Genomic DNA, 15,122 nt, shown 5'->3' on the forward strand with positions numbered 1-15,122 from the left:
ATAAATCTGTTCTTCATTTCCTTTTGCTATGTTACGAACACACACGTGCGGTGAATTACGCCTTACAGAAAAAGGCAACCACGTTCAGCTTTGTGGTTGGATGGAAACTGTGCGAACACACGGCGGCATCAGCTTTCTCTGGCTTCGCGATAGATATGGCATTACCCAAGTTGTCTTTGATGAAAAGCATAATAAACAAATATGCGAACACGCATTACAATTACGCAGAGAAGATGTGGTTCAGATTTCTGGTAAAGTTAGGTATCGCGGCGATGGATTAGTCAATCCAAACCTTTCTACTGGCGAAGTAGAGGTTCTTGCAGACACGCTCACTGTTCTCGCGCAATCAGACATTCTTCCCATGGAACTTGATGATAAAAATCCCGCGTCAGAAGAAATGCGATTAAAATATCGCTACTTAGATTTGCGCAGACCGACCATGCAAAATAATTTAATCATGCGCCATAAATTTACCCAAGCTGTTCGCGAATACATGACTTCGCAGCATTTTGTGGAGATTGAAACGCCTCTTCTTATGAAATCCACGCCAGAAGGCGCACGAGATTATGTTGTCCCCAGCAGAGTGCATCCAGGACAATTTTACGCGCTCCCGCAAAGTCCCCAGTTGTATAAACAAATTTTAATGGTTTCTGGCATGGATAAATATTTCCAACTCGCGCGCTGCTTGCGTGATGAAGATTTACGCGCGGATCGGCAGCCAGAACACACGCAAATTGATATTGAAATGAGTTTTGTTGAAGAAAAAGATATTCACGCGCTTGCAGAAGGGATGTTGAAATTTTCTTTTAAAAAAGCAGCACATATTGATCTTCACACTCCCTTCCCTCGTATTTCTCATGTTGACGCGATGGAACGTTATGGGATCGACAAACCAGACATTCGCTTTGGTTTAGAATTAAAGACAGTGACAGACATTGTCAAGCATTCTGATTTTGGCGTTTTTAAAACAATCATTGAATCTGGTGGCATTGTTAAAGCAATCAACGCAGAACAGTGTGGAGAAAAATTTTCCAGAAAAGACATTGACGCGTATATTAAACTCGCGACTGACAACGGCGCGAAAGGACTCGCATATGTAAAGGTTACTCCTACTGGATTTGATTCTGGCATCGCGAAATTTTTGAGCAAACAAATTCAGGACTTATTGATGGAAAAATTAGCGGTAAAACCAGGAGACTTATTGTTTTTCTGCGCAGATAAACCTAAAATAGTGAATGATGTTTTAAGTAAGGTTCGCAATACTCTTGGCAGTCAGCTTGGTCTTATTGATACAAATACCTACGCTTTTTGCTGGATAGTGGATTTCCCTCTTTTTGATTGGAACGATGATGAAAAGATGTGGGAACCTGCGCATCACATGTTTTGCATGCCTAAACAAGAGCATCTTGATATTCTTGAATCAGATCCTGGAAAAGTGTATTGCCACCAGTATGATTTAGTTTTGAATGGCATGGAAATGGCTTCTGGCAGTTTGCGTATTAACAGACCGGAAATTCAGGAACGAGTTATGCGTGTTGTTGGGTATCCAAAAGAGAGAGCGCAGCAACGGTTTGGCTTTTTGTTAGAAGCATTCAAATATGGCGCTCCTCCGCATGGTGGGATTGGAATTGGATTGGATAGAATGGTCGCGATGTTGTTGAAACTGACTGATATTCGCGAAGTGATCGCGTTTCCAAAAAATAAACAAGCGCAATGTCCAATGGATGGTTCTCCAAACGTTATTGATCAGAAACAGTTGGATGAGTTAAAGCTAAACATAAAATAGAAAGGTTTAAATTATTCTCTCTTCTTTGATTGATTATGCCTCATGGAAACATTCTTGAAATTACTGATTTCTCTCAAAAAGAATTTATGCTGCTCATAAAAGAGGCAATCGCGTACAAACAAAATATTCATCGGCATAAAAAGGTGTTACAAGGCAAACGTGTGTGTTTATTATTTGACAGCAGTTCTTTGAGAACACGCTTGTCTTTTGAATCAGCAATGCATCTTCTTGGAGGAACGACGTATTTTATTGACACTGATTCTGTTTTGCATGAAAAGGATGGTACTCCCCGAGAAACGTATGAAGATATCATTGAGAGCATTGACCGAATGGTTGACGCGTATGTTGTGCGCGATTATTCGCAAAACATGCTTGAAGTTCTAAAACGAAAACAGTATCCCCCCATTATCAATGGTTTTTGCCAGACCGGGCATCCAAGTCAGGCATTAGCTGATTTATCTGTGATCCTGTGGAAAAAAGGCACTTGGAAACTTCATTTCGTCGCTGTTTGTCCTTCTGAAGGAAGCGGAGTTATAGAATCTTTTGTGTATGCGGTTCTTTTACTTGGCCAACACATTACCCTCATTACTCCTTCTGGAGAATTTGTCGGCAAAAATCTTGGTTTTCATAAAACAGTAAAAATGCTTTCTAAATATGGCGGAAAATTAACTCTTACAAAAGATATTCATACAACTATGAAAACCGCTGCTGTCTTGTATGTTGATGAGTGGTGGGAAAATAAAAAAGATTTTCTGAAGCGGCAGATCGGAAAATATCAAGTCGACAAATCATTTCTCAAGAATGCAAAAAAGAATCTTGTTATTCTGCATTGCCTCCCTGCGCACCATGATCGAGAAATAGCAAAAAATGTCATTTATTCTCCACAATCTATTATTTTTGATCAAGCGGAGTTTCGCGTTTATTCCGCAATGGCTTTATTGAAGCATGTTATATGTTAGTGTTGGAGTTTTGTTTTATTATATTTTTCTTACGATTCCTTTATCAGCATCCACTTCAACGATATCTCCATCTTTAAATACTTTTGTTGCTCTTCTTGTACTCATGATACATGGCTTATCAAGCTCTCGGGCAACAATCGCAATGTGACTTGTTAATCCTCCTTCATCCGTCACTATTGCTTTTGCTCGCTCTATTGCGGGCAAGAAATCAGGCGCGGTCATTGGTGTGATAAGAATATCCGCGTTAAAATCTTTCACTTGCTCTGAATTAAAGATAACTCCTACTTTCCCTCTTGCTACGCCTCTGCATGCGGTCATTCCTTTTACGCTCTCTTCTTGTTTTTCTTCAGCGAGAAATAATTTGTGCTCCGCAAGGAATTTCTTCAGATTTTCAGTAGGGTTTATTGTTCCATTCATATAAAAAAATCCTTTGAAGCGTTTGTCTAGATCACTTTTCTTTGGCGCGGTTCCTTGTGTAAGCGCGTCTATCTCTTCCACACTCAAAATCTTTACGTATTCTTTTGGAATCTTGCTTTTCTCTAAAAGTGGACCAAGCAATTCGCGCATGAAATTATCATTTTTTTTTATGCATCCTTCACTGTGAATTCTGCTTTTCATTAGTCGTGGAAGTATCGCTTCTGCTTCTTTTCCATTTATCTTTACAAAATCTTCACGCCACGCTCCTGGAATAAAAACACCAATGGGATATAAGACATACATTTTTTTGAAAAGAGCTTTTAATTTTTGAATATGCGAATAAACATTTTTAACAGAATTTGGATCCACTTGTAATGCTTCTCTAAATGCATCTACATTTTTTCTAAATGTTATATGAAGCTCTTCGCTAAATATGTCACTCTCTGGATTTTTATGTGTCATGAACTCTTTGAGTTCAGCATTTTCATCTTTATATCGATACCATGTATATGATTTGCCATCAAAATAAACCATTTGGTCATTTAATCCTTTTCCCCAAAGCGCAGGAATCTCTTTTGCAAATGTTTCTTTCACTAATTGATTAGACCATTGGTTAAAATCACGAACAAAGATGTGTTGAATTTCTTTCATTTTGTTATGGAGAATTTTCTTCTTTTATAACTTTTATTATAGCAAAATTAATTCTTTTACTTTCTATACGATGCTTTCGTCTTCCTAAATGATTCTTCAAACGCTTCCTGCGCAATCTCTGCTGCTTTCTCGTTTGTGAATTCAGGAATCTGATATGATTTGTTTGCTGCTTTGTTTCGTGCTATGAGGCTTGCATATTCTCTGAGTTTTTGTTCTACTGTTACACAGTATGCTTTTCTATGTTCTTCTGATACATCTGTTTTTACTTGTTGGTTCCCACTAAAAGAACTTTTTTGGAGTGCAACTGCTCCTCCATACGCAACTTCAAATGTTTGTTGCTCTAAAAGAGGGGAGTATAATTTTAGAAGAACATCAATGTGACTTCTTATTGTGTTAGGATACCCTTCTCCAATAATTGTTGCTACTTTTGTAATCTCTTCTCTTCCTATTTTCTTCTCTAAATTCTCAAATTCTCTCGCTACATTTCTGTCATCGTGTTGTGTCATTGTTATCACTATTAGAAAGAATGTTTCACTTTTATATAAGTCTTTACCCTGATATGTCTGGTATTGAAGAAACATTGATCATGCTTTTTTCGCCATTGCATGAATCAATTTATTTTCCGCTTTGAGAAGATGTTCTCCAGCTGTTGCCGATGTAAGTTGAAGTGCTTTCGCAATCTTTGCGATGGTTGTTTTTCTTGGCAATTCATAATATCCCTGCTCATATGCGTAGTGAAATATATTTTTTTGTTGGGGGGAAAGAAGATGCTGAGTAAAATCTACTTTGCCAATATACAGTGTCTTTAAATTTCCTGCTTTTTTGAGCTCTTTTCTTATCTTTTCAATTGTTTTTCTTTCTACAACTCCTACATGCCAGTATTCGTAGCCTTCAGAGACTGTGTGAAGATCAATGAAAAATCCGTTATATTTCTGAATTGTGTTCTGGATATAGCCTGTCTGATAAAGAATGACTAATAAAACAAGTGTGTCTCTTGATCGCTCCACTTCTTTTGTACATTTATATGTTTTTGATTTTTGTAAATAACTTATTATTTTGTCAAACTCTTTTTGATTTCCTTTAATGTAGTACAAATACTGCTTTTTTTTTGAGTCTTTTGCCTGAATATCAAGAACAGTAATATGATGCTCTGGGAACTTGATGCTTAGTCCTGTTTCTGAGCAGTTTTTGTGTCTTATTTTGAAGCTGAACTTGTACATGATTACATTAGAATTGTTTTGATATAATAGTGTTTCTATTTTCCTAAATCTTTTTCTCCATTCTTTTGTTTTTATGAATGCTAAATCCGCGTCGTTTATACAACTCTTCAGCAGCTTTATTTTGCGGAGTCACTTCGAGAAACAAAGAAACCGCCTTGTTTACTTTCTTTTTCACAAGATATTGAATAAAATTTGTTGCAACTCCTTTTCCTCTCCACTCTTTCTTGACAAAAAGTTCATCAATATACACAATATTTCCGCCATATTCATTACTCCAGAAATTAATCAATATAGAATATCCTATAATTTCTTTTCCACTTTCAAATACCATTATTGTTCCTTTTTCTTTATATTTCAAAAGTGTTCTTATTGTCCTTTTTATCTTTTCATCAGACATTCCTTGTGGTGTTGGATCTTCATGGAATAAACCTTTGATATATTGTGTGATGACTTTTTCTTCGCCTTTCTTCATAGGCCTATATTTTATCTTTAACTGCGTTTTCTCATCATTCTTCATATCATATCAAATTCACATATTTTTTTGCTTCTATATAAATTCTAGTTTTTTCGAGAAAACTAGTATTTATATATTTCTTCACATCATTTTGTCTCATGTCTTACAAAATTATGATAACTGACGAATTTGACCATGACTTTCAGAAGTTAGATCATTCTTTACAGATTCAAATAAGCAAAGAGATTTCTCAATTAGAGCAAAATCCTTATGTGGGGAAACCTCTTGGGTTCACTTTCTTTCGTGAGAAAAAGGTTCATAACTATCGTGTGTATTATCTTGTTTATGATGACTATGTTCTCGTCTTTGTTATTGCTTTAAGCACAAAAAAAGATCAACAAGAAGTCATTAACAAAATTAAACATCTTTTACCTTATTATAAAGAAGAAGTCAAGAAGAAATTTAATGTATAGGTTTCCAGGGTTTTACTCTTCCTGCTTTTATGTCTTCTAATCCTCTAATGAGTTTCATAAGCAAATCATCTACTGTTTCTGCTTTCTTTTTCAATTCAATATACTCTTCTTTTGGGATTGTTATTGTCTCTTCCATTTATGTTATTAGTTGTTTGAGGTTTATATAAGTTTCTTTCTTGTTTACACCAAACTCACATTCTTCTGCTTCTTTGCTTTTGGTTGTTCTTTCTTCTTTCCAAAACTTTTCGCAAACTCTTTCTCAAACTTTTGATATCTATTTTCTTTAATCGCACACTTTGCTTCATTCATCAAGCGTTTCATAAACGCGATATTGTGATAGGTTTTCAAACGCATCGCGATTGGTTCTTCACTCTTCGCAAGATGACAGACATACGCTTTTGTGTAATTTTTGCAGGTGTAACAATCGCAATCTTCTTCTATTGGTGTATCGTCATGCATAAACCTTCCTTTTGCGATGTCTATCTTTCCATTCATCGTGAACAATGTGTTATGGCGAGCATTTTGCGTTGGATAGGTGCTGTCGAAACAGTCAATGCCCATCCCAATTGTGTTGATCATTTCTACTGGACTTCCTAAACCCATCAAATATCTTGGCTGCTCTTTCTTGATTATTTTGGTGACTGTGTTGACGATTTTTTTCATCACTGGAATAGGTTCTCCTGTCGCAAGTCCTCCTAACGCCATGCCATCAAATCCTACTGATTCCATAAGCTTTGCGCTCTTTTTTCTTAAATCAAGATAACTTCCTCCTTGAATAATCCCAAACAGTAATTGTTTTGGATTTATTTTGCTAGCAAGGCATTGTTTTCCCCAGTCATAGGTTTGAAGCACCGCTTCCGCATGTTTTTCTTTTGTGTGCGTATGCGCATTGTGATCATCGAGAATCATCGCAACATCACTTCCAATTCTTCCTTGTACATGCATCACCCATTCTGGAGTCGCAAGAAATGATTTTTTCTGGTTTAATGGGTCTCTGAAGACAACTCCTTTTGGTGTTGTTTTTTCGTAGAAACTTTCTCTGATCATTTGAAAGCCACCAGAATCTGTGAAAATAGTGCCATCGTAATTCATCATCTTGTGGATGCCACCGCGCTTTTCAATATATATTGACCCTCTGCTGAGTTCAATCACAAGTGAGTTTGCGATAACTGCTTGAATCCCTATTTGCTTAAGATCAGAACTGGTGAGATGCTTGACTGCCATTTTTGTGGCAACAGGCATGTAGAAGGGTGTTTCGACTGTTCCATGGCTTGTTTTCCATCTGGTGATTCTTGCGCTGGTTTTGTCATCTTCTGCGATGATTTTGAAGTTGGTGTTCATTATTTGTTGTTTACTTTAATTTGTTTATAATACTTGCTTTCTATTTTGTACAAAAAATAACAACAATAATGGCGACCTACGAACAAAATTCTAAAAAATTTTGTTCTACGCGACACCCCGAAGGGGCCATCCCCCGTCTCGTCGGTGCCATTGTTGTTATTTTTTTAACTAGAATTTGATTGCTCTTTTCGTCAATTCATCCTTCAGTTGTTCTAAAGAACTAAAATGTATCGTCGTAATCCCCAACTCTTTTGGCGCTCTCAGATTCGCAACGCTGTCATCAATGAAAATGGTTTCTTCTGGCTTTACGTTGAACTGTTTTAGAATCATTTCAAACATCTTTGGTTCTGTTTTTCGTGCATGCGCTTGATAGGACGCAATACCTCCATCAAATAATTTGTCAAAATGCATAACCTTGTTGTTGTACTGAAATTCTTCCTCTGCATTATTTGTCGCAAACGCAATTTTATGATGCTTTTTTAGTTTCAAAATAAGCTCTCTTACTCCTACAGCTTCTTTTGTTGCTTTTCGTCGTATATCTAAGAACTTTTCAGGCTTTTCCTTACACTTCATCTCTTTTAGGAATTGCTTAACAAACTCATATTCTGATAGTTCTCCTCGTTCAGACTTATGCATGAATGGCTTTATCATTTCTTCAGTTTCTTTTATTTCTTTTCCTATTGCTCGTGCTAATGCTTCAAAAAATGGAAGATCATAATTCTCTGTAAGAATTCCGCCGAGGTCAAAGATGATGAGTTTTATCATTTTTATGTTATCTTATTCTAAATATGAGTTATTTTAACGTTGTTATTGGTCGCGCTTGCAAGACATGCACTTTTCCATCTTCAATTGCCCATTCAATGTCCATTGGCTTTTTGTAGTGCTGCTCAATCTTTTTTCCAACAGTGATGAGCTCTTTCAGCTGTTCTTCGCTTAATGTTTGTTTTTCAAAATTGAGATATTGTTCTTTCACTGTTTCTTCTTTTTTATTGAGAATAAACGTGTCTGGCGTAATTTCTCCGCTGACGAGCTTTTCTCCCAACCCAAAACATGCTTCAATAATCATTTCATCATGCGATTTGTTGATGGGATTCATCGTAAACAGCACTCCTGCGGTGTCTGCGTTGACCATCTTCTGAATGACGACCGCAAGAAACGCTTTCTCATGTGGAAAATTATTTTTTTCTCTATACATAATTGCTCGGCCGTTGAATAAGGATGCCCAGCATTTCTTTACTGCGGCAAGGACATCTTCCTGTCCTTCAATGTTGAGGAATGTGTCCTGTTGTCCCGCAAAACTTGCTTCTTCTAAATCTTCGCTTGTCGCGCTGGATCTTACTGCGACTTTGCCTCCTAATTTTTCATAGTTGACTCTGATTTCGTTTTCCATTTCTAGCGGGATTGTTACATCAAGAATTCTTGATTTGATGACATTCGCCACTGCTTCAAGTTCTTCTATATTCTCAATATCTCTCTTTTCCATTATTTTTAAGAATTCATCTTGATGTTGTTTTAGAACTTCTTTGTACGCAGCAACACTAATACAAAAGCCGTTTGGAACAGGCATCACGCTGGACATTTCTCCGAGTGATGATCCTTTGCCCCCGACAATCGGTGTATCGTCTTTGTCGACTTCTTCGAACCAGAGTATGTGTTTTGTTTGTTTCATGTTTCTGTTTTGTTATGTTCTTTAGTTTATAATTTTAATGGTTCCTGTGCTCGTATCAAGCTCTACACGCATTCCATCTTGAAGTATCTTACTTGCCTGCTTTGTTCCTACAATACAAGGAATTTGGAGTTCCCGAGCGACAATCGCGGCATGGCAGCTCAAGCCGCCAATATCGGTAATTATTCCTCCTGCTCCTTTCATTGCAGAGAAAAGATTTGGGTGCGTCATTACCGAAGTGAGGATTATTCCTTCTTTCATCTTTTCCATATCTTCAACTGTATTAACTATACACACTTCTCCTCGAACATTTCCGCTACACGCGACTTGACCTTTCAGTTCTGTTATCATGTTCTTGTTTTCTTCTTCTACATTCTCTTTCAGTATCTTTGTTGCTTCTTCTTCTGTTAATGGATAACATTTTCCTTCATAACTCACAAACGCACAAAATTCTTCTCTGCTTCTTATTTCTTCAATCTTTTCTTTTGTGATTCCTTGTGTTAGCGCTTCTTCCACTTCCCAGTCAAACATTCCTCTGGTATCATCAAGACTTATATTCAGTTGTTGTCCTATCTCCTTTAGGAGAAATTCCACGCAGTAATAGGATTCCGCGAATATTCCTTTTCTAAAATATTTAAGATACACAATGTCCTGTGCAATCTCTGCGAAATTCTGCGTTTGCTCTCGAAGCGCATACTTCTTTATGTACTCCTTCTGTCTTTCTTGCAGCTTTTTTTGTTTTTCTTCGATCTGTTCTACTCTTTTTGTGGGATCTTTATGTTGTTCTATGTCTTCTTCTATTTGTCTGAGAAAATCTGCTTCGATTAGGGGAATTCCTTCAAACATATATTCTCTCCAATTCCATCTCTCTGTATGCATTCTTATTTCTTGTTCCACATTTTGTTTCTCTGCATATTTTGCCGCGATCTTTAATCGTTCTATTTCTTCTTGCAGTAGATATGAATTTTTTGTTGGACTGCTTAAGGTACTAAATGCGTCATTAAGCATTTCTCCTTCTATTTGCTGACCTAATTTTTCCTTTAAGAGATTGCTTAAGATAGGTGTATCATGTTCTAGCATCATGGGAATTGAGCTATACACACGCATATCTTTGAATAAGTTGCAATATTCTTGATAGAGCGCTAGAAGTTCTGCTTGACTTTTTGTTTTGTAGTTTATGTTCTTTAGATTTCTGCTGAACGCAATAAGCGCTGCTGCTCGAACATAAATCTCTTTTGTTGCATGTTCAAACCATTTTGCCTCTTCTTGGATTTTTTTAAGAATAACCTCTGCAATTCTGAGACATTCTTCATGATTCATATACATAGGAAAATTTCTTTTTTTCCCTATGGCAACAATTGGTTTGTACGTTGTTCCTAGTGATTTTTGCAATGTCCCTGTTCTCGCGTCAAATCCCAAAAACATTGCAAAGACATTTGCCTTATTCTCATAATAGTTGTATAAAGGATAGTTTTTGAGTGCTTCCAGCGCTTTTTCTTTCATGATTTTCTATCCTCTTAATCTTTCAGTACTTTTAGATATCCTTCTGTCGCGTTCACTTCAACTTTCATGCCGTCTTTCAGTACTCGCGTTGCTTTCTTTGTGGAAATAATACATGGTTTCTTGAGTTCTCGACTGATAATCGCAGCGTGACAGGTTAAGCCCCCTTCATCTGTAATAATAGCAATCGCTTTTTTCATCGCAGGAACAAACTCTGGCTGTGTCATGCACGCGACAAGAACTTGTCCTTCTTGAAATTTCGCGACTTCTTGCATGCCACGACAGACTTTCACTATTCCTACTGCATGTCCTTGTGACGCGCAGTGTCCTTTGAGTATTTCTTGCTCTTCATGACTGTGTTCTTGCGTCAATGCATTAATCATTTCTTCTGCTTCTTTTCCTGTTATGAGATATTGTGTTTCTCCTTGTTCTGTAACGAAGACACTCTTTCTTTTTCGTTCTTGAAGTTCTGCTCTGCTTATTGATCTGAGAATTGCTTCTTCTATTTCATAATGAGAAATGTAGCGCATTTCCTCTAGTGGAATACAGAGTTCTTTTCCCAATCTTGTGAGTAAAAGATCAATGAAGTGATTCGTATGAGTGATGACTTCTTTTCGCACGTCATGGATAATACCCATCGTGTCATTTATTTCGATCAATGTTTTGAGTTCCTGACTCAGATTCTGCTCTTCAATGAACTCTCTCTTTGTTTGTTCAATTGTTCTAAAGTGTTCTTCTTGTTCTTGCGCATCTTTTGCAGGATGCTTGTGTTTTTCCAGCGTGTGTTTTATTTCCTCGACAAAATGCTCTACAGAAAGGACTTTCGCTCCAGCATAGGCATTATTCATCCAGAACATTTTCTGTTGATATTCTTGGATTTTCTTGAGAATATTTTTTCCTTCAGCGCTTTGTTCTAATGTCTTCGCTATTTCATGCGCGTTCTTTTGCATGAATATTTCTTTCCATCCTTTTTCTTCTGCTTCTGCTGCGATATGAAGCATTGCGAGCGTATGTTTTCCAATAAATGAAGGGTGCAACGCTCCTGTTAAAAGACTAATCGCTTTCTCGACAAGCTCTTTCTTTCCTTTTTTCGTGAGCTCGTCTGTTATTGTGTTTCGAATAAGATCTTCTGTTGGGTAGGTGAAGCATTCAATGATCAATGAGATTGCTATTGCTTTTCTGTACGATGCGCTGAATTCTTGATACTGTTTTACTGCTTCTTGAAATCCAAGTGTTTCAATATTTGTTTTCTCTAATTTTTTGATGAACTTTTCATGCGCTTTTCGTAGTTCTTCATCTTTCTTGAGAAGCCAAGTGAGATATGTTTTGTCTTCTTTGACTTTCTTGAGAATATTTTTTAGTCCTTCTTCAAGATCATTCCAATCATAGAGATAATAGCATTTATCTCCTTCATAATACTCCAGAATTGTGGTGTAGCCAAACCCTAACACTTCATGTCCTTCTTTGATGTTTCCAATTGTTGGACCGCTCAGTGGAGCAGGTGTGCCGTTAAAGCCTTGGAAATACCAGTGTTTTTTGAGCAGTGCATCTTTCTTGTCTTTTGGGAGATTATGATAGAGTTTCATTTTTACAGTCTTACCCCTTTATCCTTTTATTGTGAAATTTGGGTTTACTTCGGACCAAAGGTCCGTAGTATTACGAGCATAGCTCGAAATAATACCCCACAGCTTGCTGTGACCCAATTTCACAATTCCACAGACGCACCGAATTGCGAGTGGGCAATATTAATAATTTCGCTAACGATAGAGCATAATGGCGAAATTATTAATTCCGTGAATTGCGTTTTATATCACTTGTTGACGTAATTCACGTTACCCTGCAGCTTGCTGCGATTGGGATGCCCTGCGAGCGGTGCGTCTGTGTTATCTGAAGCGAAACGTATATATATTCTTGCTGTTATAGTTGTTACTACAATGATGGGCAAACTGTTGGAGTTGGGGTTCTCGACCAATGAAGCAAAAGTCTATTTGGCTTTAGTGAAGCTGGGAAGTGGCACCACAAGTGATATCACTAAGGAATCTGGCGTGCACCGCGTCAATACCTACGAAATCATCGACAAATTAGTAAATAAAGGTTTAGTGAGTTCTCTCAAAAAAGGAGCAAAAACAATATACAGTGTTGGCGATCCAAAGAATCTTCTTCGTTTTGTTGAGCAGAAAGAAGAAATTGCAAGACAGCTTGTTCCTGAACTTTCTGGACTTTATAACATTAAAAATAAACGGGAAGAAGTTTTTTATTTTACTGGCCCTGAAGGGGTTATTACTGCGTATTACATGATGCTTGATGAAAAAGCGCCTGTTATTTATGGTCTTGGTGGCACTGGTCTTTTACGGAAAACACTGAAGCACAGACATGAACGATTTAACGCAGATCGACTTGCGCAAGGCGTTAAATGTAAGGGACTTTATTATGAATCTGTTCGATCTGAAAAGGAAAAAAAGCCTGATAAACTCTTCGAGATTCGCTACTTGCCGGATTCTTTCAAAACGCCCGCAACTGTTGATATCTGTGGGAATGTTGTTTTAATCCTGCTTGCAGCGGATATGCCTCGCGTTATTGCTATTCGCAACAAAGAGATAGCGGAAGCGTACAAAAACTATTTTGAGTTTATGTGGAAGTTCGCGAAGAAGTAGTGTAGTTATACTTATTACTACAATATTTCTTATAGTTCTTTGTTCTTTATTGTTTCTATGGCTGGAAACGAAGCGTATGGCGCGTATTTGGAAACACTTCAGGAGATACCGCAAAAGAAAAAACAGCCAGTTTTAGACGACAATACTTTCTTTTTTGTCTCTCTTTTTGTATTCGTTGCTCTTTTGCTTTGGATCTTTTTGTAGTTGTATCTATTACAGCAAAGGTATATAAGTTTAGGCCTAACTATACACAGTGAAAACAGAGATTATGGGTGTAAGAAATGACAATGATAGAGACTACAACTGGACAACGAACAGTGCATTTAATTCGACATGGGGAAAAGAACCCAAGCACTGCAGCAGTTGATCCTAATCAATTGAATGAAAAAGGAAGGCGTGGTGCACTTGCATATGGTGTTGCATTGCGAAGTACTCCTACTCTTGAAGTGTATTGTTCTACAGATGCTGATGGAAGAGCAGTTGATCGAAGCCATGACACTGGCTGGTATATTCACGCAGGATATGCTGGATTAGAATATGATGCGGCAAATGCTTTGTTTCGTTCTGATTCTGCTGAAAAACAACAGTTTGTTCCTGGACTTGAACAGCGGTTAGAACAGCGTGTTCCTGATCGTATTTTGAAAGAATATAAAGCAGGTACATTAACTCGCGCAGAAGCAATGGAACAGTGTTATAGAATGCTTGCGGCAAATACTGAAGGAGTTGATCCTGCTGAACATGCGCTCATGCTTCATGGCGCACAATCGTATCTTGTTGCGGTGATTTATCACATTGTTGGACGCTCTCCTCAAGAAATACAACCACGTGACGCTTCTCACGCAATTGTTTTAGTTGGACATGATCCTAACATTGGTGGATTACAACAACATTTGGAGCCAACAATGCAGTTCACGGAGCTTGCTCCTTTGGAGGGTATTACTGTTACTCGCGGATATCTAGAAATCATACACTATTCTTTTGGGAAAAATAGAGATTCTTTGGGTTTTCTTTCTCTTTCTCTGACTGATTGTTTAAGATATTCTCACGATATGGGTGATATGAGGCGTGTGCTGTAATGAACACAACTCACATATGGTTCGACCTTGAAGGAACATTACTAAAAAATCCTTTGTATGACGCTGCTGTAGAAGACTTTGCCTATCAATTATATCTTCAAGAAACTGGAAAACAGCGAACAGCAGAGACGAAAAAGGAATTTGACGCATTGCTCAAGCAACAGGGTAGAAAATCTCTCATTTTTGTTTCGTTAGGAAAGTCAAAGAAATTCTACGCAGAAGCATTTGCCACGCAGTTTCCCTTTCAAAACTATATTTCTCGAGATGAAGATGTTCAGAATGTTATTTCCTTCCTGAAACAAAAAAAAATTGGTCTTGGTGTTTATACGTCGGTTCCTCGTGGTCAGCTTATTACTATTCTTGGATTACTTGGTTTAGATCCTCTTGACTTTACGCTGCTTTCTGGCGACGATGTCCAAAACGCAAAACCTGATCCAGAGGGTTTTGAGAAAATTGTCCAATGTTGTGGCGTTCCTGCTGAACAGCTCATTTTTGTGGGTGATAGTGAAAAAAAGGACATTATTCCCGCGAAAAGTGTTGGCATGAAAACAATTCTTGTTTGTGGTTCTTCTTTAGTTGCGGATTATTCTGCTCTTGATTTCAAAGAACTTCTCTCTTTTTTCCAAAAAGATTTATAACTCATAATGAGATGATATCTTCATGATCAATCCAGAAAATATTCTTAAAGAAGCGCGGGGAAAAACGCTCTACCTTCAAGCAGGTGAAGCAACTCCTATTAATGTAAGTTTTCCTTTGACTTCTCTTTTGAGGATGCACAAGTATTATGGAACTCATTATCCATTTTGGGTTGCGCATGTGAAGAATAATTATCTCACTAATTATGTTTCTATGGAAGGTATGAGAGAACTTGCTCTCTTTTTCCTTGAAAAACAAAAAAAAGATCCAAAATATATTGATTTTATCG

Annotated in this window: 17 protein-coding genes; 7 read left to right on the forward strand and 10 right to left on the reverse strand. The window is 37.4% G+C overall.

All coding sequences use genetic code 11. The features are described from left to right. The first annotated feature begins 28 nt into the window (after positions 1 to 28). Complete coding sequence (gene aspS / locus HZC31_03955; GenBank protein ID MBI5002514.1) at positions 29 to 1,786, forward strand: aspartate--tRNA ligase; 1,758 nt, start codon at positions 29 to 31, stop codon at positions 1,784 to 1,786. Positions 1,787 to 1,821: 35 nt separating this feature from the next. Continuing rightward, the gene (locus tag HZC31_03960) at positions 1,822 to 2,745 is read left to right on the forward strand and encodes a hypothetical protein (protein MBI5002515.1); all 924 of its coding nucleotides are present in this window, start codon (positions 1,822 to 1,824) and stop codon (positions 2,743 to 2,745) included. Positions 2,746 to 2,763: 18 nt separating this feature from the next. On the opposite strand, the gene HZC31_03965 is transcribed toward HZC31_03960, so the two are convergent. The 4 genes from HZC31_03965 to HZC31_03980 form a co-directional block, all read right to left on the reverse strand. Beyond that, positions 2,764 to 3,813, reverse strand: coding sequence for a hypothetical protein (locus tag HZC31_03965; protein MBI5002516.1), 1,050 nt, complete (start codon positions 3,811 to 3,813; stop codon positions 2,764 to 2,766). Between the two features lie 56 nt (positions 3,814 to 3,869). Beyond that, positions 3,870 to 4,328, reverse strand: a complete 459-nt coding sequence (locus HZC31_03970) for a hypothetical protein (GenBank protein MBI5002517.1) — start codon at positions 4,326 to 4,328, stop codon at positions 3,870 to 3,872. 69 nt (positions 4,329 to 4,397) lie between these two features. Continuing rightward, positions 4,398 to 5,033 (reverse strand): helix-turn-helix domain-containing protein, encoded by a 636-nt coding sequence (locus tag HZC31_03975; protein ID MBI5002518.1) that lies wholly within the window; start codon positions 5,031 to 5,033, stop codon positions 4,398 to 4,400. Positions 5,034 to 5,076: 43 nt separating this feature from the next. Further along, positions 5,077 to 5,505 carry a GNAT family N-acetyltransferase gene (locus tag HZC31_03980; GenBank protein MBI5002519.1) on the reverse strand — a complete coding sequence of 143 codons (429 nt, stop codon included), beginning with the start codon at positions 5,503 to 5,505 and terminating at the stop codon, positions 5,077 to 5,079. 140 nt (positions 5,506 to 5,645) lie between these two features. On the opposite strand from HZC31_03980, the gene HZC31_03985 reads away from it, so the two are divergent. Continuing rightward, positions 5,646 to 5,960: a type II toxin-antitoxin system RelE/ParE family toxin gene (locus HZC31_03985; GenBank protein MBI5002520.1), complete on the forward strand. Its 315-nt coding sequence runs from the start codon at positions 5,646 to 5,648 to the stop codon at positions 5,958 to 5,960. Here HZC31_03985 and HZC31_03990 read toward each other — a convergent pair. The 6 genes from HZC31_03990 to HZC31_04015 form a co-directional block, all read right to left on the reverse strand. Beyond that, positions 5,950 to 6,096 (reverse strand): hypothetical protein, encoded by a 147-nt coding sequence (locus HZC31_03990; GenBank protein MBI5002521.1) that lies wholly within the window; start codon positions 6,094 to 6,096, stop codon positions 5,950 to 5,952. The two genes, HZC31_03985 and HZC31_03990, sit on opposite strands and share 11 nt — an antisense overlap. Before the next feature lie 44 nt (positions 6,097 to 6,140). Beyond that, positions 6,141 to 7,301 carry a tRNA guanosine(34) transglycosylase Tgt gene (tgt, locus tag HZC31_03995; protein MBI5002522.1) on the reverse strand — a complete coding sequence of 387 codons (1,161 nt, stop codon included), beginning with the start codon at positions 7,299 to 7,301 and terminating at the stop codon, positions 6,141 to 6,143. A 168-nt stretch (positions 7,302 to 7,469) separates the two neighbouring features. Further along, positions 7,470 to 8,066 carry an HAD family phosphatase gene (locus HZC31_04000; protein ID MBI5002523.1) on the reverse strand — a complete coding sequence of 199 codons (597 nt, stop codon included), beginning with the start codon at positions 8,064 to 8,066 and terminating at the stop codon, positions 7,470 to 7,472. A gap of 28 nt (positions 8,067 to 8,094) precedes the next feature. Further along, a complete protein-coding gene (locus tag HZC31_04005) occupies positions 8,095 to 8,970 on the reverse strand; it encodes a hypothetical protein (protein ID MBI5002524.1) in 876 nt (291 codons plus the stop codon). A gap of 21 nt (positions 8,971 to 8,991) precedes the next feature. Beyond that, entirely contained in the window at positions 8,992 to 10,470 is a 1,479-nt protein-coding gene (locus HZC31_04010) for a hypothetical protein (GenBank protein ID MBI5002525.1), read from the reverse strand. A 14-nt stretch (positions 10,471 to 10,484) separates the two neighbouring features. Beyond that, entirely contained in the window at positions 10,485 to 12,053 is a 1,569-nt protein-coding gene (locus HZC31_04015; GenBank protein MBI5002526.1) for a hypothetical protein, read from the reverse strand. A 348-nt stretch (positions 12,054 to 12,401) separates the two neighbouring features. On the opposite strand from HZC31_04015, the gene HZC31_04020 reads away from it, so the two are divergent. The 4 genes from HZC31_04020 (at position 12,402) to HZC31_04035 (ending at position 14,835) form a co-directional block, all read left to right on the forward strand. After that, positions 12,402 to 13,121, forward strand: coding sequence for a hypothetical protein (locus HZC31_04020; GenBank protein ID MBI5002527.1), 720 nt, complete (start codon positions 12,402 to 12,404; stop codon positions 13,119 to 13,121). Positions 13,122 to 13,178: 57 nt separating this feature from the next. Beyond that, positions 13,179 to 13,325 (forward strand): hypothetical protein, encoded by a 147-nt coding sequence (locus HZC31_04025; protein MBI5002528.1) that lies wholly within the window; start codon positions 13,179 to 13,181, stop codon positions 13,323 to 13,325. A 77-nt stretch (positions 13,326 to 13,402) separates the two neighbouring features. Then, positions 13,403 to 14,197, forward strand: a complete 795-nt coding sequence (locus HZC31_04030) for a hypothetical protein (GenBank protein MBI5002529.1) — start codon at positions 13,403 to 13,405, stop codon at positions 14,195 to 14,197. After that, positions 14,197 to 14,835, forward strand: a complete 639-nt coding sequence (locus tag HZC31_04035; protein ID MBI5002530.1) for an HAD family hydrolase — start codon at positions 14,197 to 14,199, stop codon at positions 14,833 to 14,835. The genes HZC31_04030 and HZC31_04035 overlap by 1 nt, the downstream gene beginning before the upstream one ends. Positions 14,836 to 15,122: the final 287 nt, after the last annotated feature.

The sequence above is a fragment of the Candidatus Woesearchaeota archaeon genome (assembly GCA_016214075.1).
Classification (GTDB): domain Archaea; phylum Nanobdellota; class Nanobdellia; order Woesearchaeales; family DSVV01; genus JACRPI01.

Coding starts and splice junctions, on each gene's coding strand:
- aspS (MBI5002514.1), top strand. CDS start 29: ATGTTACGAACACACACGTGCGGTGAATTACGCCTTACAGAAAAAGGC.
- HZC31_03960 (MBI5002515.1), top strand. CDS start 1,822: ATGCCTCATGGAAACATTCTTGAAATTACTGATTTCTCTCAAAAAGAA.
- HZC31_03965 (MBI5002516.1), bottom strand. CDS start 3,813: ATGAAAGAAATTCAACACATCTTTGTTCGTGATTTTAACCAATGGTCT.
- HZC31_03975 (MBI5002518.1), bottom strand. CDS start 5,033: ATGTACAAGTTCAGCTTCAAAATAAGACACAAAAACTGCTCAGAAACA.
- HZC31_03980 (MBI5002519.1), bottom strand. CDS start 5,505: ATGAAGAAAGGCGAAGAAAAAGTCATCACACAATATATCAAAGGTTTA.
- HZC31_03985 (MBI5002520.1), top strand. CDS start 5,646: ATGTCTTACAAAATTATGATAACTGACGAATTTGACCATGACTTTCAG.
- HZC31_03990 (MBI5002521.1), bottom strand. CDS start 6,096: ATGGAAGAGACAATAACAATCCCAAAAGAAGAGTATATTGAATTGAAA.
- tgt (MBI5002522.1), bottom strand. CDS start 7,301: ATGAACACCAACTTCAAAATCATCGCAGAAGATGACAAAACCAGCGCA.
- HZC31_04000 (MBI5002523.1), bottom strand. CDS start 8,066: ATGATAAAACTCATCATCTTTGACCTCGGCGGAATTCTTACAGAGAAT.
- HZC31_04005 (MBI5002524.1), bottom strand. CDS start 8,970: ATGAAACAAACAAAACACATACTCTGGTTCGAAGAAGTCGACAAAGAC.
- HZC31_04010 (MBI5002525.1), bottom strand. CDS start 10,470: ATGAAAGAAAAAGCGCTGGAAGCACTCAAAAACTATCCTTTATACAAC.
- HZC31_04015 (MBI5002526.1), bottom strand. CDS start 12,053: ATGAAACTCTATCATAATCTCCCAAAAGACAAGAAAGATGCACTGCTC.
- HZC31_04020 (MBI5002527.1), top strand. CDS start 12,402: ATGATGGGCAAACTGTTGGAGTTGGGGTTCTCGACCAATGAAGCAAAA.
- HZC31_04025 (MBI5002528.1), top strand. CDS start 13,179: ATGGCTGGAAACGAAGCGTATGGCGCGTATTTGGAAACACTTCAGGAG.
- HZC31_04030 (MBI5002529.1), top strand. CDS start 13,403: ATGACAATGATAGAGACTACAACTGGACAACGAACAGTGCATTTAATT.
- HZC31_04035 (MBI5002530.1), top strand. CDS start 14,197: ATGAACACAACTCACATATGGTTCGACCTTGAAGGAACATTACTAAAA.